General features: G+C 62.2%; 18 protein-coding genes. 7 read left to right on the top strand and 11 right to left on the bottom strand.

All coding sequences use genetic code 11. The annotated features are described in order from the left end of the window. Window positions 1-9 precede the first annotated feature (9 nt). The 3 genes from mmsB to chvE all read right to left on the bottom strand — a co-directional run bounded on the left by mmsB (window position 10) and on the right by chvE (window position 4,007). On the bottom strand, window positions 10-1,269 hold the full coding sequence (gene mmsB, locus L4923_RS21760) for a multiple monosaccharide ABC transporter permease (protein ID WP_425530988.1): 1,260 nt from the start codon (window positions 1,267-1,269) through the stop codon (window positions 10-12). Beyond that, entirely contained in the window at window positions 1,266-2,804 is a 1,539-nt protein-coding gene (gene mmsA / locus L4923_RS21755) for a multiple monosaccharide ABC transporter ATP-binding protein (protein ID WP_239369029.1), read from the bottom strand. Before mmsA ends, mmsB begins: the two co-directional genes overlap by 4 nt. Window positions 2,805-2,945: 141 nt before the next feature. Then, on the bottom strand, window positions 2,946-4,007 hold the full coding sequence (chvE, locus tag L4923_RS21750) for a multiple monosaccharide ABC transporter substrate-binding protein (RefSeq protein WP_275448522.1): 1,062 nt from the start codon (window positions 4,005-4,007) through the stop codon (window positions 2,946-2,948). Between the two features lie 286 nt (window positions 4,008-4,293). Here chvE and L4923_RS21745 point away from each other — a divergent pair, with 286 nt between their 5' ends. The 4 genes from L4923_RS21745 to L4923_RS21730 all read left to right on the top strand — a co-directional run bounded on the left by L4923_RS21745 (window position 4,294) and on the right by L4923_RS21730 (window position 7,027). Further along, a complete protein-coding gene (locus L4923_RS21745; protein WP_239369025.1) occupies window positions 4,294-5,259 on the top strand; it encodes a LysR family transcriptional regulator in 966 nt (321 codons plus the stop codon). 77 nt (window positions 5,260-5,336) lie between these two features. Next, on the top strand, window positions 5,337-5,702 hold the full coding sequence (locus tag L4923_RS21740; RefSeq protein ID WP_239369023.1) for a hypothetical protein: 366 nt from the start codon (window positions 5,337-5,339) through the stop codon (window positions 5,700-5,702). A gap of 80 nt (window positions 5,703-5,782) precedes the next feature. After that, a complete protein-coding gene (locus L4923_RS21735) occupies window positions 5,783-6,019 on the top strand; it encodes a hypothetical protein (RefSeq protein ID WP_239369021.1) in 237 nt (78 codons plus the stop codon). A gap of 186 nt (window positions 6,020-6,205) precedes the next feature. After that, the gene (locus L4923_RS21730; protein WP_239369019.1) at window positions 6,206-7,027 is read left to right on the top strand and encodes an aminoglycoside adenylyltransferase domain-containing protein; all 822 of its coding nucleotides are present in this window, start codon (window positions 6,206-6,208) and stop codon (window positions 7,025-7,027) included. Between the two features lie 73 nt (window positions 7,028-7,100). Here L4923_RS21730 and L4923_RS21725 read toward each other — a convergent pair whose 3' ends face one another. The 3 genes from L4923_RS21725 to L4923_RS31120 all read right to left on the bottom strand — a co-directional run bounded on the left by L4923_RS21725 (window position 7,101) and on the right by L4923_RS31120 (window position 8,885). Continuing rightward, window positions 7,101-7,325, bottom strand: a complete 225-nt coding sequence (locus tag L4923_RS21725) for a hypothetical protein (protein WP_239369017.1) — start codon at window positions 7,323-7,325, stop codon at window positions 7,101-7,103. Between the two features lie 95 nt (window positions 7,326-7,420). Beyond that, window positions 7,421-7,765 (bottom strand): hypothetical protein, encoded by a 345-nt coding sequence (locus tag L4923_RS21720; RefSeq protein WP_239369015.1) that lies wholly within the window; start codon window positions 7,763-7,765, stop codon window positions 7,421-7,423. A 148-nt stretch (window positions 7,766-7,913) separates the two neighbouring features. Next, on the bottom strand, window positions 7,914-8,885 hold the full coding sequence (locus L4923_RS31120; RefSeq protein WP_239369013.1) for a helix-turn-helix transcriptional regulator: 972 nt from the start codon (window positions 8,883-8,885) through the stop codon (window positions 7,914-7,916). Between the two features lie 260 nt (window positions 8,886-9,145). Between L4923_RS31120 and L4923_RS21710 the strand changes: the two genes are divergently transcribed. Further along, the gene (locus L4923_RS21710) at window positions 9,146-12,394 is read left to right on the top strand and encodes an autotransporter outer membrane beta-barrel domain-containing protein (RefSeq protein ID WP_239369011.1); all 3,249 of its coding nucleotides are present in this window, start codon (window positions 9,146-9,148) and stop codon (window positions 12,392-12,394) included. Between the two features lie 3 nt (window positions 12,395-12,397). Beyond that, on the top strand, window positions 12,398-13,090 hold the full coding sequence (locus L4923_RS21705; RefSeq protein WP_239369009.1) for a hypothetical protein: 693 nt from the start codon (window positions 12,398-12,400) through the stop codon (window positions 13,088-13,090). Between the two features lie 90 nt (window positions 13,091-13,180). Here the strand turns inward: L4923_RS21705 and metH are convergent, their stop codons facing one another. Beyond that, complete coding sequence (gene metH / locus L4923_RS21700) at window positions 13,181-16,963, bottom strand: methionine synthase (protein ID WP_239369007.1); 3,783 nt, start codon at window positions 16,961-16,963, stop codon at window positions 13,181-13,183. Between the two features lie 228 nt (window positions 16,964-17,191). Here metH and L4923_RS21695 point away from each other — a divergent pair, with 228 nt between their 5' ends. Then, a complete protein-coding gene (locus L4923_RS21695) occupies window positions 17,192-17,617 on the top strand; it encodes a Fur family transcriptional regulator (protein ID WP_239369005.1) in 426 nt (141 codons plus the stop codon). Between the two features lie 21 nt (window positions 17,618-17,638). Here the strand turns inward: L4923_RS21695 and L4923_RS21690 are convergent, their stop codons facing one another. The 4 genes from L4923_RS21690 to L4923_RS21675 are packed head-to-tail and all read right to left on the bottom strand — an operon-like array spanning window position 17,639 to window position 21,151. Further along, entirely contained in the window at window positions 17,639-18,481 is an 843-nt protein-coding gene (locus L4923_RS21690) for a metal ABC transporter permease (RefSeq protein WP_239369003.1), read from the bottom strand. After that, complete coding sequence (gene sitC / locus L4923_RS21685; RefSeq protein ID WP_239369001.1) at window positions 18,478-19,338, bottom strand: iron/manganese ABC transporter permease subunit SitC; 861 nt, start codon at window positions 19,336-19,338, stop codon at window positions 18,478-18,480. The genes L4923_RS21690 and sitC overlap by 4 nt, the downstream gene beginning before the upstream one ends. Beyond that, window positions 19,335-20,234, bottom strand: a complete 900-nt coding sequence (locus L4923_RS21680) for a manganese/iron ABC transporter ATP-binding protein (RefSeq protein ID WP_425530987.1) — start codon at window positions 20,232-20,234, stop codon at window positions 19,335-19,337. Before L4923_RS21680 ends, sitC begins: the two co-directional genes overlap by 4 nt. Beyond that, a complete protein-coding gene (locus tag L4923_RS21675; protein WP_275448516.1) occupies window positions 20,231-21,151 on the bottom strand; it encodes a metal ABC transporter substrate-binding protein in 921 nt (306 codons plus the stop codon). Before L4923_RS21675 ends, L4923_RS21680 begins: the two co-directional genes overlap by 4 nt. Window positions 21,152-21,153: the final 2 nt, after the last annotated feature.

Raw genomic sequence — 21,153 nt, 5'->3', positions numbered from 1 at the left:
GGCGCGACTCTAAGCCTTCTTCTTGTTGTAGAGATCGAAGGCGACAGCGCCGAGCAGCACCAGGCCCTTGATGACCTGCTGCCAGTCGATGTTGATGCCCATGATACCCATGCCGTTGTTCATGACGCCCATGATGAAGGCGCCGATGACCGCACCGGCAACCTCGCCGACGCCGCCCATGGCGGACGCACCGCCAACGAACACCGCCGCGATCACGTCGAGCTCCATGCCGGCGCCTGCCTTCGGCGTCGCCTGATTGAGGCGGGCGGCATAGATCAGGCCAGCGAGTGCGGCGAGCATGCCCATGATGACGAAGACGTAGAAGGTGAGCCGTTCGGTCTTGATGCCGGAAAGTGCGGCAGCCTTGATGTTGCCGCCCATGGCGAAGATGCGCCGGCCGAAGGTCATGCGCTTGGTGATGAACACGAACAGCGCCGTCAGCAGGCCCATGACGATCAGCACGTTGGGCAGGCCTCTGTAGGATGCGAATTTATACATCAGGAACATGATGATGACCGCCATGATGGCGTTCTTGACCAGGAACAGGCCGAAGGGCTCGGTTTCATGGCCATGGCGTTCCTGGGCGCGGCGTGTGCGCGTGGCGAGATAGAACATCAGCGCCACGACCAGAACGCCGATCACCATGGTGGTCGAGTGCAGTGCGATGCCTGTGTTGGGAATGGGATTGCCCGAAGCGTTGAGCGTCGGCGCAACGATCGTCCAGCGGCCGATGAGATCGGGGATGAAGCCGGCCGACAGCAGTTGGAACTCGGTCGGGAAGGGACCGACGGAGCGGCCGCCGAGCAGCGCCAGCAGCAGTCCCTTGAACACCAGCATGCCGGCCAGGGTGACGATGAAGGAGGGGATCTTCATATAGGCGATGAAATAGCCTTGAGCGCCGCCGATGACGGCGCCGACGGCGATGCAGGCCGCCGCCGCAAGCAGCGGGTTCCATCCGTAGTCCACCATCAGAACCGCCGCCACCGCGCCGACGAAACCGGCGACGGAACCGACCGAAAGGTCGATATGGCCGGCGACGATGACCAGCAGCATGCCGAGCGCCATCACGATGATGTAGGAATTCTGCAGCACCACATTGGTGAGGTTGACCGGCAGGAACAGGATGCCGTTGGTCATCACCTGGAAGAACACCATGATGACGATCAGGGCCAGCACCAGGCCGTATTCACGCAGGTTCTCCTTCAGCGCATCGCGCATGGATTGCCGGGCTGGGGCAGCCTCGGCGGGGGTCACGGTTTCGGTTGTCATGATGCCGCTTTCTCCTCCCCGCGGACGATCGCCCGCATGATCTTTTCCTGGCTGGCCTCGTGCCCGGCGAGTTCGCCGACGATGCGGCCCTCGTTGAGCACATAGATACGGTCGCAGATGCCGAGCAGCTCCGGCATCTCGGACGAGATCACGAGTATGCCTTTGCCCTCATCGGCCAGCTTGTTGATGATGGTGTAGATTTCGTATTTGGCGCCGACGTCGATGCCGCGTGTCGGCTCGTCGAGGATCAGCACGTCGGGATTGGAAAACAGCCATTTCGACAGCACCACCTTTTGCTGGTTGCCGCCCGAAAGGTTGCCGGTGACCTGATAGACGCTGGAAGAGCGGATATTGGTGCGCTTGCGGAAATCCTTGGCGACCTTAAGCTCGCTCATGTCGTCGATGACGCCGGCCTTGGAGGAGACACCCGGCAGGTTGGCGATCGTCACATTGTGCTTGATGTGGTCGATCAGGTTGAGACCGTAGGTCTTACGGTCCTCCGTGGCGTAGGCGAGGCCGGCTGCCACCGCCTTCTCCACCGTCGTCGTGTCGGCCGGCTTGCCGTGCAGCAGCACCTCGCCGCTCACCTTGGTGCCGTAGCTGCGGCCGAACACGCTCATGGCGAATTCGGTGCGTCCGGCGCCCATCAGGCCGGCGATGCCGACGACCTCGCCCTTTCGCACCGAAAGATTGATGCCTTTGATGATCTGGCGGTCGGGGTGCAGCGGATGATGCACCACCCAGTCCTTCACCTCGAAGATGGTCTCGCCGATCTTCGGCGTTCGCGTCGGGTAGCGGTCGTCCATTGTGCGGCCGACCATGGAGGTGATGATACGGTCCTCGCTGACGTCGTCGCGGTCCATCGTCTCGATGGTGCGGCCGTCGCGGATGACGGTGACGCGGTCGGCCACCTTCTTAACTTCGTTTAACTTGTGCGAGATCAGGATCGCCGTCATGCCCTGGCGCTTGAACTCGAGCAGCAGGTCGAGCAGCGCCTGGCTGTCCTTTTCGGAAAGGCTGGCGGTCGGCTCGTCCAGGATGAGCAGCCTCACTTCCTTAGAAAGCGCCTTGGCGATCTCCACCAGCTGCTGCTTGCCGACGCCGATATTGGTGATCAGCGTGTCGGGATTTTCGCTGAGGCCGACGCGCGCCAGCAGCTTCTTGGCGCGGCTGCGCGCCGAGTGCCAGTCGATGACGCCGAATTTGGCCTGTTCGTTGCCGAGGAAGATGTTCTCGGTGATCGACAGGAGCGGCACCAGCGCCAGCTCCTGGTGGATGATGACGATGCCGACACGCTCGCTGTCATGGATGCCATTGAAGCGGCATTCCTGGCCGTCGAAATGGATCTCGCCTTCATAGCTGCCATGGGGATAGACGCCGGAGAGCACCTTCATCAGCGTCGATTTGCCGGCGCCGTTCTCGCCGACGATGGCGTGGATCTCGCCTTCCTGGACACTGAGGTTGACGTCCTGCAGGGCCTTCACCCCGGGAAACGTCTTGGTGATGCCGCGCATCTCCAGAATGGTTTTTGCCATCGCCAAAACCCGATGCCTGTGGAGCCAGCCCGCGGGGAGCTGGGTCCGATGATACAGAACGGCCCGAAGGCCTGAAAGGGGTTGCTAAAAAAGGGCCCCGCGCCTGGTGCGACCAGCGCGCGGAGCCCAAGCCGAGCCTGATTACTTCAGGTCTTCTGCCTTGATGTAGCCGGACTTGACCAGCAGCTCTTCATAGTTCGACTTGTCGACTTCGACCGGCTTCAGCAGCACCGACGGAACGACCTTGACACCGTTGTTGTAGGTCTTGGTGTCGTTGATCTGCGAGGGCTCCTTGCCCTGCATCACCTGGTCGACCACCTCGGCGGTCACCTTGGCGAGTTCGCGGGTGTCCTTATAGACGGTGGAGTACTGCTCGCCGGCTATCATCGCCTTCACCGAAGGCACTTCGGCATCCTGGCCGGAAATGATCGGCCATGGCTGATCGGCGGTACCGTAGCCGACACCGCGCAGTGAAGAAATGATGCCGCGCGACAGGCCGTCATAAGGCGCCAGCACTGCGTCGACGCGGCTGCCGTCCGAGTAGTTTGCCGACAGGATGTTGTCCATGCGAGCCTGTGCGACGGCCGCATCCCAGCGCAGCGTGCCGACCTTTTCCATGCCCATCTGGCCCGACTTCACGACCAGGTCACCCTTGTCGATGATCGGCTGCAGCACCGACATGGCGCCGTCGTAGAAGAAGAAGGCGTTGTTGTCGTCCGGCGAACCGCCGAACAGCTCGATGTTGAACGGCCCCTTCTTCTCGGGATAGCCGAGGCCCTTGAGGATCGAATTGGCCTGCAGCACGCCGACCTGGAAATTGTCGAAGGTGGTGTAGTAGTCGACATTCGGGCTCTGCTTGATGAGACGGTCATAGGCGATGACCTTGACGTTCTGTTCGGCGGCCTTCTTCAACACGTCGGAAAGCGTGGTGCCGTCGATCGAGGCGACGATGAGCGCCTTCGGGCCCTTGGTCACCATGTTCTCGATTTGCGCGAGCTGGTTCGGGATATCGTCTTCCGCATACTGCAGGTCGGTCTTGTAGCCCTTGGCTTCCAGCGCCTTCACCAATTCGTTGCCGTCGCTGATCCAGCGCAGCGAGGACTTGGTGGGCATGGCGATGCCGACAAGGCCCTTGTCTTCGGCATGCGCGCCGAAGGTCATGGCCGCGAAACCGATCGCCACCGTGGCGACCAACGTCTTCATGAGCTTCACTGTTCTCTCCCTAAGTTGAAGAATGCCGCGCGATGCTTTTCCCGCCCGCGCAATCCCGCCGATGGCGGGCCTGTCGATCCCTGTTGATCTCCCAATCGTCTCCTTGCCGCTTCCGGCCGATCTTTCGACGCCGGCTAAGGCCGCGGCAACGAGCGCGCGAAGGGTGGTTCGCTTTGCCATAACTGTCAAATCCGATCTTTGCTGTTTGGTATATCTAAAATGGTATATCTGTTTCGGCAGTCGGCAGTCGGCAGTCGGCGGTTAGAGGAGGTGGGCGATGGACAGTCAGCGGAACGGCGCGGGCCGGGAAGACGGTACGGCGCTTCTGCACAGCGGGCTCAGCCTGCGCCACATGCGCATGATCGTGGCGCTCGACGACCATGGCCGCGTCAGCGCCGCTGCCCAGGTGATGAACATCTCGCAGCCGGCGGCCTCGCGCATGATCGCCGAGATGGAGGCGATACTTGATGTGCCGCTGTGCGAACGCCTGCCGCGTGGTATTGCGATGACCCCTTACGGCAAGGCGCTGGCCAGGCGCGCCCGCATCATCCTGATCGAGATGCGCGAAGCCGACCGCGAGATCGTCGAGCTGAAGGCGGGCAAGGGCGGATCGGTGTTCCTCGGCGCGGTGACGGCGCCGGCCATCGAACTTGCCGTGCCGGCCATCCGCGCGATCCGCAAGCTCTACCCGCGCATGGAGATCACCATGCAGGTCGAGACCAGCAACGTGCTGGCGCGCGAGCTGATCGCCATGCGTCACGATTTCATCATCGCCCGCGTGCCGGACGACCTCAATCCGCGCCTGTTCGAAAGCCGCGTCATCGGCATCGAGAAGGCCTGCCTGATCGTGCGGCGCGGTCATCCGCTGATGGCCAACAAAACAGTGCGGCTGGAAGAGACCGCCGGCTACGACTGGGTGTTCCAGTCGGGCTCGTCACCGCTGCGCCAGGCGATGGAAGCGAACTTCCTCAACCGCAACATCACCTTGCCGGAACGCATCTTCAATACCAGCTCGCTGCTTTTGACGCTGGTGATGGTGGCGCAGTCGGACGCGATCGCGCCCGTTTCGGTGCAGGTGGCTAAATTCATCCAGGGTTCCGAAGGGCTGGGCGGCGCCATCGACGTGCTGCCGACGGATTTCGATATCGAGGTGCGGCCCTATTCGCTGATCACCATGAAACAGCGCGTGCTCTCTCCCGCGGCCAAGATGCTCTACGACTTCATCCTGCGGGAAGTGAGCTGAGAGATCGTTCGGGCCGGAAATCTTGTCCGCCGCCTGCCTTGCCTGCAGGCCTTTGATGCCGTAGCGGTGCCTGCATGATGGCAGGGGAGCACGGGATACGGGTTCTGGCGCAGAGACTTCTCTGCGTCCTGCTCGTACTGTTCTTCTGGCAATATGGGCTGCCCGCTCCTGCGGTCGTCTCCGATGGGTTGCCACGGATTTCGGTCGTCCAGCCGGATTTGAAACTCGGTCTGCCGAACAAGGCGCCGACGCTCGCCCTGGAGAGCGTGCGTTGGATCCGAGCGAAGTTCCACGCATCGGCCTTCGACGCGATCCTGCCCGGTGCCGATGCACCGGAAGCGCCTGCGCTGTCTTCCCGTGTCGTCCAACTGGCCTCGTATGACATCGGCGGGCAGAAGCCCGAGCGTCCGCAGGTTCGCGATCCGCCGGCAGCCGTGTCCTAGGCCTTCACGGCCTCCACTCCACGTTTCCAATCTTTCATGCGCGCTGCTTTCCAGCAGCGGCGCTAAAACGGGCATTTCGCATGAACCGTATTCTCACCCCGTATTCGCTGTTCGGCGTCGCGGTCGCGGCGCTGCTTCTCACGGCCAAACTCCTCATCTCGGTCGGTGTCATCCATTGGGTGATCTCAGCCTTGCTGGGCCTGCCACTCTGGCCACAGCTCATCCTGGCCGGCATCCTGGCCGTCCCGACACTGATCGCGATGTGGCGGATCTTCTGGCTCTGCTACGACGCCGAGACCAGCCCCGAGAACAACTGAGACAGGCTTCCGCCTCGGTTCGCCGGGGCGGAAGCCCTTGGACCATGCCGCTTCAAGCGGAGCAGGCCATGGCCCGTCGACACAATTCGCAAAATAGTCACTTTCGAAGTCCCAGTTCGATCGCAGCTCGCGAGCCATTGGGAACGATACTCTTTGGCCAGGGGGGCCCGTTACGAGATCTCAACCATGCAAGTTTCAACTCGATATCGCGTCCTGCTTCCGACATCCGTATCTGCAACTGTCGACGCCTATTTTGAGCTGCTGAGAGCCGAGCGTATCGAATTCGTTCGAGGCTTTTATCTGCTAGGCTCCGTAGCCCTCGCCGATTATCAGGAGGGACGAAGCGACATCGATTTCGGAGCCGTCATCGAAGGAGCCCCAGACCATGCAAGGGTCGATCGTCTTGCCAGGGTGCATAAGGCGATGGGAGAGCGAACAGGTCCTTCGTTCGATGGCTTTTACTTGGAAGCTCATCGGCTGCAATGCACGCCCGCTGCCGGGGAACTGGCCACGTTCAGCTTGGACGGCGTGTTCTATCGTCATGCCCCTTGTTTCGAATGCAACCCGGCAACTTGGTTGTTATGGGCCAAGAGAGGCCTAACTCTCCTCGGTCCTCCATCAAACGAATTGCAAATATCGGTCGATGAAAACGCTCTGCGCAGGTTCGAGATTGAGAATCTGGAGGGCTATTGGCGCAACTGGATAAAGAGCGCTTCTTTACAGCTCGCGTGCAAATCAGAAGACGAGCCGGTGGACGCTGACACCATTGCCTGGGGAGTTCTTGGGGTGGCGCGCATTGCCTGCATGCTCACAACTGGACGTGTCGTTTCCAAGACCGACGCCGGGATTTGGGCCATGGAGCGCGTTGGGCACGAGGACGGTGTCGTTCTTGGCCTAGCCTTGGCAGCCCGACGCGGCGGCATTCGCGAAATTTCCGTCAAACGGGGAATGCGTGCGCTTGATTGCATGGAGACGATGATATCGAACGCTGTTGCCGCTCCAAGGTGAAGCAATATCCCCAAGGGGCGGTTGTTGGGATCGCGGGTCTACGGCGCAAGGAGCGGATATCAAGGATCGCGCATTAGGAAGCGTCTTCCAGTGCTTGTTTCATATGCCGCTGGCGCGAATAACCGGATGACACGGCCAGGCGCGTCAGATGCAGCTCATGTTCCTGCAGCTTGTTTGCAATCAGCAGGGCGATAACGGCAGAGCGTGCATCGCCGTCCGAAGCCGCAATAAGCGCATCGGCTGCCTTGTCGATCTCGAGACGTGTTTCGTCATCCGGTGCTTTGGCCGGCTCGGTCATTGTCGTGTTCCAATTTCCAAGCGCTTCCCGGAACTGCGGAAAGGCTCTTTTCGTTGCGATGCTATCCGGACACTGCGCCCTTGGCCGGAAATGCTCTAGGCGGCGATGGGCAGCGGGTTGGCCAGCGCGTTCTCCTGGATCTCGACAACCGACATCTCGAAGACCGGCGAGACTTCGAAAAAGGAACGACCTTTGCTCAGGGCCAGGATCGCAGCTTCTTCGGCATGGATCCAGGTGTTGGCGTTCCGGGCGTCCTCATCCGTATAGTCCGGGTCATCCTCGTGGCAGCCGCGGTCGTCCCAGCCTTCGAGCAGGGAGCGCCCCGCCATTCCGTCCAGAGGATGTATCTTTTCCCGAATGAAGACGGCCTCTGCCGCCTTCGAGGCGCTCTGCAGCTCTTCCTTCGTCGCGCCATCCATCTTGATCGTCAGGATCCACATTTCCTGCCTCCTAAGGCTTCAAGATGAATAGTGAACAAAAAGAGAACAAAAATGTCAAGCGGAGTCTTGGAGGCGCAGAAAATGTCGGTTTTGTCCTGGATGCCGACCGGTAGCAGAGCGGTCGCTTCGTATCCTGTCCAACCCTGGCTCAGCCGTCGGAGAACGCTGACGTCATGGCGATGAGCCTGACGTCGCTCGGCGTCAGCCCGTACCGGATCCGGAATTGCCGGTAGAAGGTCGACGGTTCGGTGAACCCGCTTTCGAATGCGATGTCGGCGATCTTTCGCAGCGCCTGCCTGCGGTCTGTCAGGCAACTGTGGACATAGGCGAGCCTCTGCTCTGTCACGTAATCGGAGAAGCTCGTGCCGTCGTCGGCAAACAGCTGGCGGATGTACCGGCTGCTGATCGCGAACTTGCGCGACACTTGCTCGGCGCTGAGCCCGGGATCATGGAGATTCTTCGCGACATGCTGCTTGATGGCCGCCAGCCGCGCCGCACGCACGCCGGGTGGCATGGCGCCACGTACACCACCGAAGGAGACTGCGAGCAAGTCGGTTACATGTCGTGTAACCATCGGAACGAGTGCTTCCGGCGTTTCCATATGCTGGAGTGACCAGAGATAGTTGAAGAGCAGGCAATGTGCGGGATGTGACCTGCCGATGCTGTCCGGAGCGATATCGTCCAGGTGCTTCACGAGCGGCGCCAGAAGCGAGCGCTTGAACTGGAGCGCCATCGTCCATCTGGAATCCTCGGTCCAGATCGAGAATCTGCGATCCATCGGCAGGATCGCGGCTGTTCCAGGCCTGGTTTCGAAATCTCCCCGCCCGGGCATGTTGAGGCGATAGCCGCCCCGGTTCCACGACAGGATGATGTCGTCGTTGTTGTCGTCCATGAGCTCGGCTGTCCGATCCCAGGTCATGGGCGAGACCGAAGCCTTGGAGCACATCATGTCCGGCATGATCAGCGTGGTGGCGTTGAATTTCAGCGAATGCTCGCGCTGCGGCCTCACCTGCAGCCGCATCTGGATGCGGCCGTAGAAATCCCGGATGAACTCGTCCCGATGCTGCTCGGGAAGATCACTGGCGCTGAAAGTCGCAACTCTGTCGGGCTCTGGCGGCACTTTCCCTGTTCCCCATCAGGATCCGCGGCCGAAAAGTGAGCGAAAGATTTCCAAGTTGCAAGAGCTGCAGTTTGGAAGTCTGCGCACAGTTCCGTCCCTGCAACAAAGACTTCCGTCCCTTCCACACGGTCGCGGATTTTCTTTGCTAGCACTGCCGGCAAAGCGGTGCCCTCCGCAGTGGACTGGGAAATTTGGCGATTGCTGGCAGTCGGACGGGCATCGTCGGGGGAATCAAGAATTATTCGGCTTGAGGATCACATATGACGCAGCAATGTCCGGCGATTGAACCGGCAAGAGCGTTGACGCGCGCCTGTCCCGGAGATCATGCGGCCCTCCTGTTTGGTGCGGCGCGCAGGACAGTCCTGCTGGCAACGACCGTTTTGGCCGTGGTGACGCTCTCCGCCGTGCCGGCTTCAGCGCAGACCGCCTGGACCGGACCGAACTCGCCAGACTGGTTCGATCCCGGCAATTGGAGTGCCGGCGTGCCGAACAATGCGCTCAGCGCCGAGATCGATACGGTGGCCAACTATCTTCCGTTCATCGGAGGGCCGGCCCAGGCACTCAACACCTTCGTGGGACTGTCGTCGCACGGCGTCCTGACCATTTACGGCGGCAGCCTCGCCAACGAGCGCGGCATCATCGGCCACAATGCGAATTCGCTCGGAGGGGTCAACGTCATCGGCAATGGTTCATCCTGGACGAATTCTGTCTATCTGATCGTGGGCAATTTCGGACAAGGCTCCCTGTCCGTCGCCGACGGCGGCGCCGTCTCCGCCAATGACGCTTATGTCGGCCTTGGCGCCAATGCCTCCGGGTTTGCGGCCATCACCGGAGCTGACGCACTGCTGACCGTCACGGGAGGCTTCGTGATCGGCAATTCCGGCTTCGGCACGGTCAACATCGACACCGGCGGCAAGGTCGTCTCGTCCGGTGCCGATATCGGCTATTTCGCCGGCTCATTAGGCACCGTCAACGTGACGGGCAATGGCTCGCTCTGGGAAAGCCAAGGCATCCTCACAGTCGGCAAGGCGGGAGAGGCCGCGGTCAATGTCCTGGACGGCGGCGGGATAAACAGCGAACACAGCTTGCTTGCCGAGGAGGCCAGCAGCACTGTCGACGTGTTCGTCGGCGGCCCGGGAGCGAAATGGACCACGACCGGCAACTTTATGGCCGGGATCGGGGGTGAGGCAGACGTCGTCATTCATGGTGGCGGCCTTGTCGAAGCCACCAGCAGCGTCATCGGCCTCGACACAGGCTCATCCGGTCTGGTCGTCGTTACGGATGCGGGCTCGGCCTTCTCGATCGGAAGCGGCATCCATGTGGGCGGAAGCGGCGAGGGCGGTCTCGTCGCCATTGCCGGCGGCGTGGTGCACAGCAGTGAAGCCATGCTGGCTAACGGGCAGGCTTCGTTCGGTGGCGCACTGATATCCGGCACCGGCTCGGCGTGGTCGATCGGCGGCAAGCTGGTCGTCGCCAACAGCGGTTCGGCAGAGCTTCATGTCGAGGATGGCGGGCTGTTGATCAGCGCCGGCGCCGAGATCGGGCGTTTCAGCGCGGGTGTTGGGAGTGCCAGCATCACGGGCACGGGCTCCATCTGGAACAATTCGGGCGATCTCCATGTCGCCGGTGAAGGCAAGGGTGAGTTGAGCATTGCCGAAGATGCCCTCGTGAAAGTGACGGGCACGGCCTTCATCGGCGCCGCCGCTGGCTCTTTCGGTATTGTGAATATCGGCGCAGCCCTGGGACTGGCGCCGCTGTCTCCCGGCAAGCTGGACACCTCAAAAGTCGTCTTTGGCCAGGGCAACGGCGCTCTCGTTTTCAACCATACGGCTACGGATTACCTCTTCGCACCGGCGATCGAAGGTGCGGGCACGATCGCGCTGTTGTCGGGCAGGACAACCCTGAGCGCTGACTCCAGTGAATTCACGGGCCAGGCCATCGTCGACGGTGGCGCTACCCTTGCTGTCAACGGCCGGCTGGGAGGCGCGCTCCATGTGCTCACGGGCGGCAAGCTCATGGGCTCCGGCACCGTTGGTTCCACCTCCATCGCCAGCGGCGGCATCGTCGCCCCCGGCAACTCGATCGGAACGCTCAACGTTGCGGGCGACGTGACTTTCAACGCGGGAAGCATCTACGAGGTGGAAGTCGATCCGGCGGGAACGGATGCCGACCTGATCCATGCCACCGGCAAGGCGATCCTCAACGGTGGCACGGTCACGCATGTCGGCCTTGGTGGTACCTACAAGCCTTTTGCCACCTACGAGATCGTTACCGCCGACAGCGGTGTTTCCGGAACCTTCGCAGGCGCCACCTCGGATTTCGCCTTTCTCGACCCGATGCTGACCTATGATCCGGACAGCGTCTTCCTCACCCTGGTGCGCAACGACACTTCTTTCTGCGCGATCGGAGTGACCGCAAACCAGTGCGCCACGGGAACGGGCGTCGAAAGCCTGGGAGCGGGCAGTCAGCTCTATGACAGCGTGGTCATGCTGGACGAAGCGACAGCGCGCAATGCGTTCGATCAGCTTTCCGGCGAGATCCACGCCTCGATCAAGGGCGCCATGCTGGAAGACAGCCGCTTCGTCCGCGACTCGGCCAATGCCCGGATTCGTGCGGCCTTCCAGGATGGCCCGGTGCCGTCGCGGCATAGCCTTGGCGAAGATGCCGCCACGTCCGTCACGACTGGCGGGGAACAGCCGGCTGCCTGGGTTCATGCTTTCGGCGCATGGGGGCAATTCGAGGGCGACGGCAACGCAGCCGAATTTGACCGCAACATCGGCGGGGTGCTGATCGGTGCGGATGCGGCCGCGTTCGAGAACTGGCGCCTCGGTGTGCTTGCCGGCTACAGCCACTCAACCTTCGATGGTGACGCTCGCGCCTCGTCAGGCTCTTCCGACAGCTATAACCTCGGACTCTATGGCGGCAGGCAATGGGGTGCGCTCGGCCTCAGGGCAGGCGCTGCATATACCTGGCATTCCGTCGAGACCAGCCGCTCGGTTTCCTTCCCGGGCTTTGCCGACCAACTCTCGACCGATTACAACGCGGCCACTGCGCAAGCGTTTGGCGAACTTGGCTACAAGATCGACCGCGGGCCTGTGGCCTTCGAGCCTTTCGCCAATCTCGCCTATGTGAATGTCCGCACCGACAGCTTCGAAGAAACCGGCGGGGCCGCTGCTCTTGCGAGTGGCAGTTCAACCACCGATGCCACGTTCACGACCCTCGGTCTGCGGGCGTCGACCGTGTTCGGGCCCGGCGATATAAAAGCAACCGGCATGCTCGGCTGGCGCCATGCATTTGGCGATCGGGCGCCGGCATCCACCTTTGCATTTGCCGGCGGCGATGCTTTCACAATCGCTGGTGTTCCGATCGCCAGGGATGCCGCCGTCGTCGAAGCCGGGCTCGACTTCGCGCTGTCGCCGGCTGCCCGTTTGAGCGTATCCTACAACGGGCAATTCGGATCGGCCCTGAGCGATCACAGCGCAAAGGCCAATCTCGCGGTCAGGTTCTAGGCAATGACGGAACAAGGCACACTGCCATCGCGGCCAGAAGCAGACAGCGCAGCCCTCGTGGTTCATCGGATTGCCGTCATCGCCATGCTGGCGGTGCTGCTGGGCTTCACCATGCAAGGCCTGATCCTTGGTGCCAAGCTGCTGGCTGGCGGGCCTTTTCCGGGAACGAAGCTTTTCGTCGACCTGACGCAGGGCATCACATGGTCGGTGCTGATCTGCGCCGGCGTCGGGATCGGCACCGCGATCATGAAGGTTCGTGCGGCGTTGGCAGGATTGATCGCCGCGCTGTTTGCGCCGATTGCGTTGGCGGTCGCCAAGTCTGCGCAGAAGGTGGTGGCCAGCGCCATCGGCGTCGTCGATCAACCCGCCGCACTGTCGCTTGTCACCATCAGTGGGTTGAGGGCGCTCGAATACGGCATCCTCGGCTGGGCGCTGGCTTCGCTGGTGCAGAAGGAAGCCAAAGGCGCTCCCGCCTATCTGGGCACCGGCAGCGCAGTGGGCATAGTCTTCGGTGGAGCGATCGCGGCGTTGGGCTATCATGCGGCGAGCCTCGCCGGCCAGACTCCGGCCGCGGCCCAGATCGCAGCCAGCCTGGTCAACGAGATCGTCTCGCCGATCGGGTGCGCCCTGGTTATCTATTGCGGCCAACTGATTGGTCGCAATGTGGGAATGCTTTCGGGTCGAGGCGCAGCCTAGCAGCACTGACCGACCGAATTCCAAAGCACGTTGATGATCGCGGGCCGCAGGATCGCAACGGCGCCAGTGAGTGCGCGTCGAGGAACTCTGTCATTCCGCGGCTTCGGCGAGAGCTGAGGGCGCATAGTTCAGGATCGGCCCAAGCCAGCGCTCGACATCCGCGACCGTCATTCCCTTACGATCCGCATAATCCTCGACCTGATCGCGTTCGACTTTCGCGACGCCGAAATAATAGCTCTCGGGCTGTGCGAGATAGAGCCCTGAAACAGACGAGCCCGGCCACATGGCCATGCTCTCGGTCAGGCGCACGCCGATCTGCTCTTCTGCATCCAGCAGCTTGAACAATGTCACCTTCTCGGTGTGGTCGGGCTGGGCGGGATAACCTGGTGCCGGGCGGATGCCGCGATAGGGTTCGCCGATCAGGTCGTCGGGCGCGAGGTCTTCGTCGGCCGCGTAGGCCCAATATTCCTTGCGCACCTTTTCGTGCATGCGCTCGGCGAAGGCTTCCGCGAAACGGTCGGCCAGCGCCTTGACCAGGATCGAATTGTAGTCGTCATTGGCGCGCTCGAAGCGTTCGGCGATCGCCACCTCCTCGATGCCCGCCGTCACCACGAAGCCGCCGATATAGTCCGGCCTGCCGCTGTCCAGGGGCGCCACGAAATCGGAAAGCGCGACATTCGGCTTGCCGTCGCGCTTGGTCAGCTGCTGGCGCAGCGTGAAGAAGGTGGCGAGTTCGGTTTCCCGGGCCTCGTCGGCATACAGGCGGATATCGTCGCCGACGCTGTTGGCGGGCCAGAAGCCGATGACGGCTTTCGGCGCGAACCATTTTTCGTCGATGATCTTCTTCAGCATCGCCTGGGCGTCGTCGAACAATTGGCGTGCCGCCGCTCCCTGCTTCTCGTCCTCGAGGATCTTCGGGAAGCGGCCTTTCAACTCCCAGGTCTGGAAGAAGGGCGTCCAGTCGATGTAGCGGGCGAGTTCGGCAAGGTCCCAGGTCTCGAATACCCTGGTTCCGAGGAAAGACGGTTTCGGCGGCTGGTATCCGGCCCAGTCGACTTTGTGCGCATTGGCGCGCGCCTTGGCCAGCGGCAGCCGCTGCTTTTCGCGCTCCGAGCGCTCATGTGCTTCGGTCACCTTGCGGTATTCCGCCTGGATCGTCTCGATATAGCCTGCCTTCATATCGCGCGACAACAGGCTGGAGACGACCCCTACCGCGCGGCTGGCGTCGGTGACATAGACCGCCTGTCCCTTTTGGTAGCGCGGGTGGATCTTGACCGCCGTGTGGACGCGGCTGGTCGTTGCCCCGCCGATCAGGAGCGGAATGTCGAAGCCTTCGCGCTCCATCTCCGAAGCCATATGCACCATCTCGTCCAATGACGGGGTGATGAGGCCGGACAGACCGATCACGTCGACCTTTTCGTTGCGTGCCGTCTCCAGGATCCTGGCCGCCGGCACCATCACGCCGAGGTCGATGATCTCGTAATTGTTGCAGGCCAGCACCACGCCGACAATGTTCTTACCGATGTCGTGGACGTCTCCCTTCACGGTGGCCATCAGGATCTTGCCGGCGCTCCGGCGTTCGCCGCCGCCATTGGCTGCCTTTTCGGCTTCCATGTAGGGCAGCAGCACGGCGACCGCCTGTTTCATCACGCGCGCCGACTTCACCACCTGCGGCAGGAACATCTTGCCGGCGCCGAACAAGTCGCCGACGACATTCATGCCAGCCATCAACGGCCCTTCGATCACATGCAGCGGCCGTTCGGCCACCTGGCGCGCGGCCTCCGTGTCCTCGACGATGAATTCGGTGATGCCGTTGACGAGCGCATGTTCGAGCCGCTTCTCGACTGGCCAATCACGCCAAGCCAGGTCCTTCTCTTGTTTCTCTTTCGCGCCATGACTCTTGAAGCGCTCGGCGATCTCGAGCAAGCGTTCGGTCGCGGTGCCGCCCGCCTTCGGCTGGCGGTTGAGCACGACGTCCTCGCAGGCTTCGCGCAGCTCGGGATCGATCGATTCGTAGACGGCGAGCTGTCCGGCATTGACGATGCCCATGTCCATGCCGCGCTGGATGGCGTGGTAGAGGAATACGGCATGCATCGCCTCCCGCACCGGCTCATTGCCGCGGAAGGAGAAGGACAGGTTGGAGATGCCGCCGGAGATATGGACATGCGGCAATGTCTTGGTGATCTCGCCCGCCGCCTCGATGAAGTCGACACCGTAATTGTCATGCTCCTCGATGCCGGTGGCGACGGCAAAGACATTCGGGTCGAAGATGATGTCTTCCGGCGCGAAGTCGGCCTGTTCGGTCAAAAGCCTGTAGGCCCGGGTGCAGATCTCGACCTTGCGGGCGCGGGTGTCGGCCTGACCGGCCTCGTCGAACGCCATCACCACGACGGCGGCGCCATACATGCGGCACAGCCTGGCATGCTGCAGGAAGGCCTCTTCGCCTTCCTTCATCGAGATCGAATTGACGATCGCCTTGCCCTGTACGCATTTGAGGCCGGCCTCGATGACATCCCATTTCGAGGAATCGATCATCACCGGCACGCGGGCGATATCGGGCTCGGCGGCGATCAGATTGAGGTATTCGACCATCGCCTTTTGCGAGTCGATCAGGCCCTCGTCCATGTTGATGTCGATGATTTGCGCGCCATTGGCGACCTGGTCGCGGGCGACGTCGAGCGCGGCCGCATAGTCGCCGGCGGTGATCAGCTTCCTAAACTTGGCCGAGCCGGTGACGTTGGTGCGTTCGCCGACATTGACGAAAGGAATGTCCTTGGTGAGCGTGAACGGCTCCAGGCCGGACAAGCGCATTTGCGACGACCGTTTTGCGACGGCGCGTGGCTTGTGCCGGGCAACCGCTTCGGCGATCGCTGCGATGTGCTCCGGCGTCGAACCGCAGCAGCCGCCAACCATGTTGACCAGTCCCTCCCGTGCGAACTCCTCGATCTGGGCGGCCATGAATTCGGGGCTTTCGTCATATTGGCCGAACGCATTCGGCAGGCCGGCATTCGGATAGGCGCAGGTGAAGGTCTCGGCCACAGACGACAGTTCCGCCAGATGCGGGCGCATCGCGGCAGCACCCAGCGCGCAGTTCAGGCCGATCGTGAAGGGTTGGGCGTGTCGCACGGAATGCCAGAACGCGGTCGGCGTCTGGCCGGACAGCGTGCGGCCGGAAAGATCGGTTATGGTGCCGGAGATCATGATCGGCAGCCGCACGCCCTTCTCGGCATAGATCTCCTCGCAGGCGAAGATCGCGGCCTTGGCGTTGAGCGTGTCGAAGATGGTCTCGATCAGGATGATGTCGGCACCCCCGTCGATCAGCCCGCGCAGCTGCTCGCCATAGGCGAGGCGCAGGTCGTCGAAGGTGACGGCGCGATAGCCCGGATTGTTGACGTCCGGTGAGATCGATGCGGTGCGGTTGGTGGGACCCAGCGCGCCGGCGACGAAGCGGCGCCTGCCATCTTCCTGTTCCGCTCGGCGCAGTGCGCGCCGCACCAGCCGTGCGCCGTCGCGATTGAGCTCGTAGACCATGTCCTCCATGCCGTAGTCGGCCTGCGCGATCGATGTGGAGGAGAAGGTGTTGGTCTCGACGATATCGGCACCGGCCTTGGCGTAGGCGTAGTGGATGTCTTCGATGGCCTTGGGCTGGGACAGGATCAAGAGGTCGTTGTTGCCTTGCTGGTGGCAGGCGCAACCGCCGAAGCGGTCGCCGCGGAAGTGGTCCTCGCTAAAGCCAAGTCCCTGGATCTGCGTTCCCATCGCGCCGTCGAGCACGAGGATGCGCTCGCGCGCGGCGGCCTTCAGCGCTGCGAGGATTTCCGAGCCGTCGGGGCGCGACGACAGCGGGCCGAAGAGTTCACCGACCGAAGACATATTGCGACACTCTTCATTCCAGGAACGACCTTGTCAAGGTAACTCACATAAAGACATCTTTATGTCAATATGCGGCTTTCAATCCTGCGGCGAGCGAAACCGTCCGATTTCTTGCTTCCGTCTCTTCTTGCGGCATGGCGATGTTTTTGCGAATGCGACGCATCTGAGATAGGAAGCCCCTGGGGACAGCGAATCCCTTGAGTGCCGAAGCAAGCGGAGAACGTCAGGTTGGAACAAAGCGTTACAGATCTTTGCAGGGAGTTCGGCCTGAGGCTCACCGGCCCCCGTCGGATCATCATGCAGGTTCTGTTCGATTCCAGCGATCACCCCGACGTCGTCGAACTGCATCGCCGCGTCACCGCGATCGAGCCGACGATTTCGCTGGCGACCGTCTATCGCACCGTCAACCTGCTGCGAGAGAAAGGCGTCCTGGAGCGCCATACGTTCGGCGACGGCCGCGCGCGCTACGAGACCACGCCGCGCGAACATCACGATCATCTCATCAATGTGGAGACGGGCAGCGTCATCGAGTTCCAGTCCGAGGAGATCGAGCGCCTGCAGGAGGAAATCGCCCGCAAGCACGGTTTCGCCATCGTCAGCCACAAGCTGGAGATCTATGTGCGGCCCCTGAAACGGGGCCGGAGCCGAACATAGCGGCTGCTGTTACCGGCTTCGTCAGCCGGCCGAATGGCTGGCTGACGTGGCTTTCAGCGTGGCTGCGAGGAAGGCCAGGATGAAGAGCGCGGTGAGCAGCAGCACGATGGTCGGCGCCGGCGCGCTGTCGATGAAGAAGGACAGGTAGACGCCGAGCAACGACGCACCGACCGCGACCACCACCGACAGCCAGAGCATCACGCTGAAGCGCGTCGTCAGCAGGAAGGCGATGGCCCCTGGCGCGATCAGCATGGCGATGGCGAGGATGATGCCGACCGCCTTCAGCGCGCCGACGATGGTCAGCGAAATCAGGCAGAGCAGGCCGTAATGCAGCAGGCTGACGCGCAAGCCGACAGCCCGAGCCTGAGCCGGGTCGAAGGCGTGCAGCAGGAAATCGCGCCATTTGAAGGCTATGATGCCTGTCGTGATCGTCGCGATCACGGCCGTCTCGACGATGTCGCGCAGGCCGATGCCCAATATGTCGCCGAACAGGATGTGGTCGAGATGAACCTCGGACTGGATCTTGACGTAGAGAACCAGGCCGAGCCCGAACATGCCGGAAAAGACGATGCCCATCACCGTATCCTGCTTGATGCGGCTGTTGTCCTTGAGGAAGCCTGTGGCGAGCGCGCAGATCATGCCGGCGGCAAAGGCGCCGACCGCGTAGGGCAGGCCGACGATGTAGGCGACCACCACGCCCGGAAAGACGGCGTGGCTGATGGCGTCGCCCATCAGCGACCATCCCTTGAGCACGAGGAAGCAGGAAAGCAGGGCGGTCGGAATCGCGACCAGCGCTGCAATCGCCATCGCGTTGATCATGAAGTCGAACTGGAAAGGCGCGAACAAGGCGTCAAACATGATCATGCCGTCCTTTCCAACGCCTGCGCGGCACGGCGGCGCGCCGCCAGCATGCCGTGCTTGGGCGCGAAGAAGAATGCGATGAGGAAGATCAGTGTCTGCAGCACCACGATGATGCCGCCGGTGGCGCCGTCGAGAAAGTAGCTGGCATAGGCGCCGACGAAGCTGGTGGCTGTCCCGATGACCACGGCGATGAGAAGCAGGCGCGGGAAGCGGTCGGTTAGGAGATACGCAGTGGCCCCCGGCGTCACAACCATGCAGATCACCAGGAAGGCGCCGACGGTCTGCAGCGCGGCAACCGTGGATGCCGACAGCAATGTGAAGAACATGATCTTGAGCGCAGCCGGATTGAGGCCGATCGAGCGCGCGTGGTTCTCGTCGAAGAAGACGACCATCAGGTCCTTCCACTTCACCAGCAGGATGGCGAGCGAGACAAAGCCGATGATGGCGAGCTGAAGCGTGTCCTCGGGCGTGATGGCGAGGATGTTGCCCAGCACAATGGTCTGGATGTTCACCGAGGTCGGCGACAGCGACACCATGAACAGGCCAAGCCCGAAGAAGGACGAGAAGATCAGACCGATGATGGCGTCCTCCTTCAGCTTGGTGCGCTGGTTGAGGAAGAGCATCGCGGCGGCGGCAAGGCCGCCGGAGAAGAAGGCGCCGATCGAGAAGGGCAGTCCCAGCATGTAGGCGCCGGCAACGCCTGGCACGATCGAATGCGAGAGCGCGTCGCCGATCAGCGACCAGCCTTTCAGCATGAGATAGCAGGACAGGAAGGCGCACACGCCGCCGACAAGCGCCGACACCCACATGGCGTTCAGCATGTATTGATAGCCGAAAGGCTCGAGCAGCAGATCGCTCATTCCTTGTCCTCCCGCAGCTTCTGCTGCATCGATCCGCTTTCGCCGTAGAAGACCAGTGGGCGTTCGTCGTCGGTGATCACGGCAAGCCGGCGGCGGTCGTCGTCCTGATGCAGCCCCGTGCCGCCAAGCACGAAATGGCGCAGCACGCCGCCGAAGGCCTTCTCCAGATTGGCCTGGGTGAAGGTCTCTGCGGTCGGGCCCGAGGCAAGCACGGTGTTCTTCAAAAGCACGGTGCGGTCGCAGAATTCCGGCACGCTGCCGAGATTGTGGGTGGAAACCAGCATGACGCGGCCCTCGTCGCGCAGGGCGCGCAGCAGGTCGATGATGGCGTCCTCGGTCTTGACGTCGACGCCGGTGAACGGCTCGTCGAGCAGGATGACACGGCCATCCTGAGCGAGCGCGCGCGCCAGGAACACCCGCTTCTTCTGCCCACCCGACAATTCGCCGATCTGGCGCTTGCGGAAATCCGACATGCCGACGCGGGCAAGGGCTGCCGAGACCGCTTCGCGGTCGGCCGCCTTCGGAATGCGCATCAGGTTCATGTGGCCGTAACGGCCCATCATGACGACGTCCTCGACCAGGACCGGAAAGTTCCAGTCGACTTCTTCGGCCTGCGGCACATAGGCGACCAGATTCTTGCGCAGCGCCTCGGCGACAGGCATGCCCAGCACCTGGATGCTGCCTGTGGCCAGCCGCACGAAGCCCATGATCGCCTTGAACAGCGTCGACTTGCCCGAGCCGTTGACGCCGACCAGCGCCGTGATTGTGCCGGTCGGAACCTCGAAGCTCGCATCGTGCATCGCGGTGAGCCCGTTGCGATAGGTTACGGTTGCGTCCTTTACCGAGATGCCGGCCGGCATAGTGGGCTGAGCGAAAGCCTTGAAGCCAGCCGTCATTGCGAGATGCCTTCGGCGAGACCCTGCCGTATCGTATCGGAGGTGACGCGCAGCAGGTCGATATAGGTTGGCACCGGACCGTCCGCGTCGCTCAGCGAGTCGACATAGAGCACGCCGCCGTAATGGGCGCCCGTCTCGCGGGCGACCTGCCGCGCCGGCTTGTCCGAAACCGTGCTTTCGCTGAAGACTGCGACGATCCCGTTGGCCCTGACGGCATCGATCACTTTGCGGACCTGCTGCGGCGTTCCCTGCTGGTCGGCATTGATCGGCCACAGATACAGTTCCTGCATGCCGAAATCGCGCGCCAGATAGCTGAAGGCGCCTTCGCTCGACACCAGCCAGCGCTTGTCCTGCGGGATCTCCTCGAGCTTCTGGCGGATCGGCGCGATCGTTGCCTCGATCTTCTGCTTGTAGGCCTCGGCATTGGCCCGGTAGGTGTCGGCATTGGCCGGATCGTTCTTGATGAAGGCGTCGCGGATGTTGTCGACATAGATCAGTGCATTCTTCGGTGACATCCAGGCATGCGGATTGGGTTTGCCGGTGTATGGACCCTCCGCGATGCCCATCGGCTCGACGCCTTCCGAAACGACGGCGCTCGGCACGTCATGCAGGTTCTGGAAGAATTTCTCGAACCACAGTTCGAGGTTGAGGCCGTTCCACAGGATGAGTTTTGCGCCCTGCGCGCGCTGGATGTCGCCCGGCGTCGGCGCATAGTTGTGGATCTCGGCGCCCGGCTTGGTGATCGATTCCACGATGGCGGCGTCGCCGGCGACATTCTTGGCCATGTCGGCGATGACGGTGAACGTCGTCACGGCCTTGAACTTCTCCTGCGCAGCGGCTGGTGAGATCGCCAATACGGCGCTGACGGCCATTCCTATCGTTGCGGCCAGGATCGACCGTCTCATTCCGTCATGCATAA

This window comes from Terribium retamae (assembly GCF_022347545.1).
Classification (GTDB): domain Bacteria; phylum Pseudomonadota; class Alphaproteobacteria; order Rhizobiales; family Rhizobiaceae; genus Mesorhizobium; species Mesorhizobium retamae.
Note: the sequence above shows the minus strand (reverse complement) of the source record. Positions and strands in the feature narration are given on the sequence as shown.

Bases quoted from the DNA above. Each gene is read 5' to 3' on its own strand.
- L4923_RS21735 (WP_239369021.1), top strand. From the start codon at position 5,783: ATGAACCGTATTCTCACCCCGTATTCGCTGTTCGGCGTCGCGGTCGCG.
- L4923_RS21675 (WP_275448516.1), bottom strand. From the start codon at position 21,151: ATGCATGACGGAATGAGACGGTCGATCCTGGCCGCAACGATAGGAATG.
- L4923_RS21725 (WP_239369017.1), bottom strand. From the start codon at position 7,325: ATGACCGAGCCGGCCAAAGCACCGGATGACGAAACACGTCTCGAGATC.
- L4923_RS21720 (WP_239369015.1), bottom strand. From the start codon at position 7,765: ATGTGGATCCTGACGATCAAGATGGATGGCGCGACGAAGGAAGAGCTG.
- L4923_RS21710 (WP_239369011.1), top strand. From the start codon at position 9,146: ATGACGCAGCAATGTCCGGCGATTGAACCGGCAAGAGCGTTGACGCGC.
- L4923_RS21730 (WP_239369019.1), top strand. From the start codon at position 6,206: ATGCAAGTTTCAACTCGATATCGCGTCCTGCTTCCGACATCCGTATCT.
- sitC (WP_239369001.1), bottom strand. From the start codon at position 19,338: ATGAGCGATCTGCTGCTCGAGCCTTTCGGCTATCAATACATGCTGAAC.
- L4923_RS21745 (WP_239369025.1), top strand. From the start codon at position 4,294: ATGGACAGTCAGCGGAACGGCGCGGGCCGGGAAGACGGTACGGCGCTT.
- mmsA (WP_239369029.1), bottom strand. From the start codon at position 2,804: ATGGCAAAAACCATTCTGGAGATGCGCGGCATCACCAAGACGTTTCCC.
- L4923_RS21680 (WP_425530987.1), bottom strand. From the start codon at position 20,234: ATGACGGCTGGCTTCAAGGCTTTCGCTCAGCCCACTATGCCGGCCGGC.
- L4923_RS21705 (WP_239369009.1), top strand. From the start codon at position 12,398: ATGACGGAACAAGGCACACTGCCATCGCGGCCAGAAGCAGACAGCGCA.
- L4923_RS21740 (WP_239369023.1), top strand. From the start codon at position 5,337: ATGGCAGGGGAGCACGGGATACGGGTTCTGGCGCAGAGACTTCTCTGC.
- mmsB (WP_425530988.1), bottom strand. From the start codon at position 1,269: ATGACAACCGAAACCGTGACCCCCGCCGAGGCTGCCCCAGCCCGGCAA.
- chvE (WP_275448522.1), bottom strand. From the start codon at position 4,007: ATGAAGACGTTGGTCGCCACGGTGGCGATCGGTTTCGCGGCCATGACC.
- L4923_RS21690 (WP_239369003.1), bottom strand. From the start codon at position 18,481: ATGATCATGTTTGACGCCTTGTTCGCGCCTTTCCAGTTCGACTTCATG.
- metH (WP_239369007.1), bottom strand. From the start codon at position 16,963: ATGTCTTCGGTCGGTGAACTCTTCGGCCCGCTGTCGTCGCGCCCCGAC.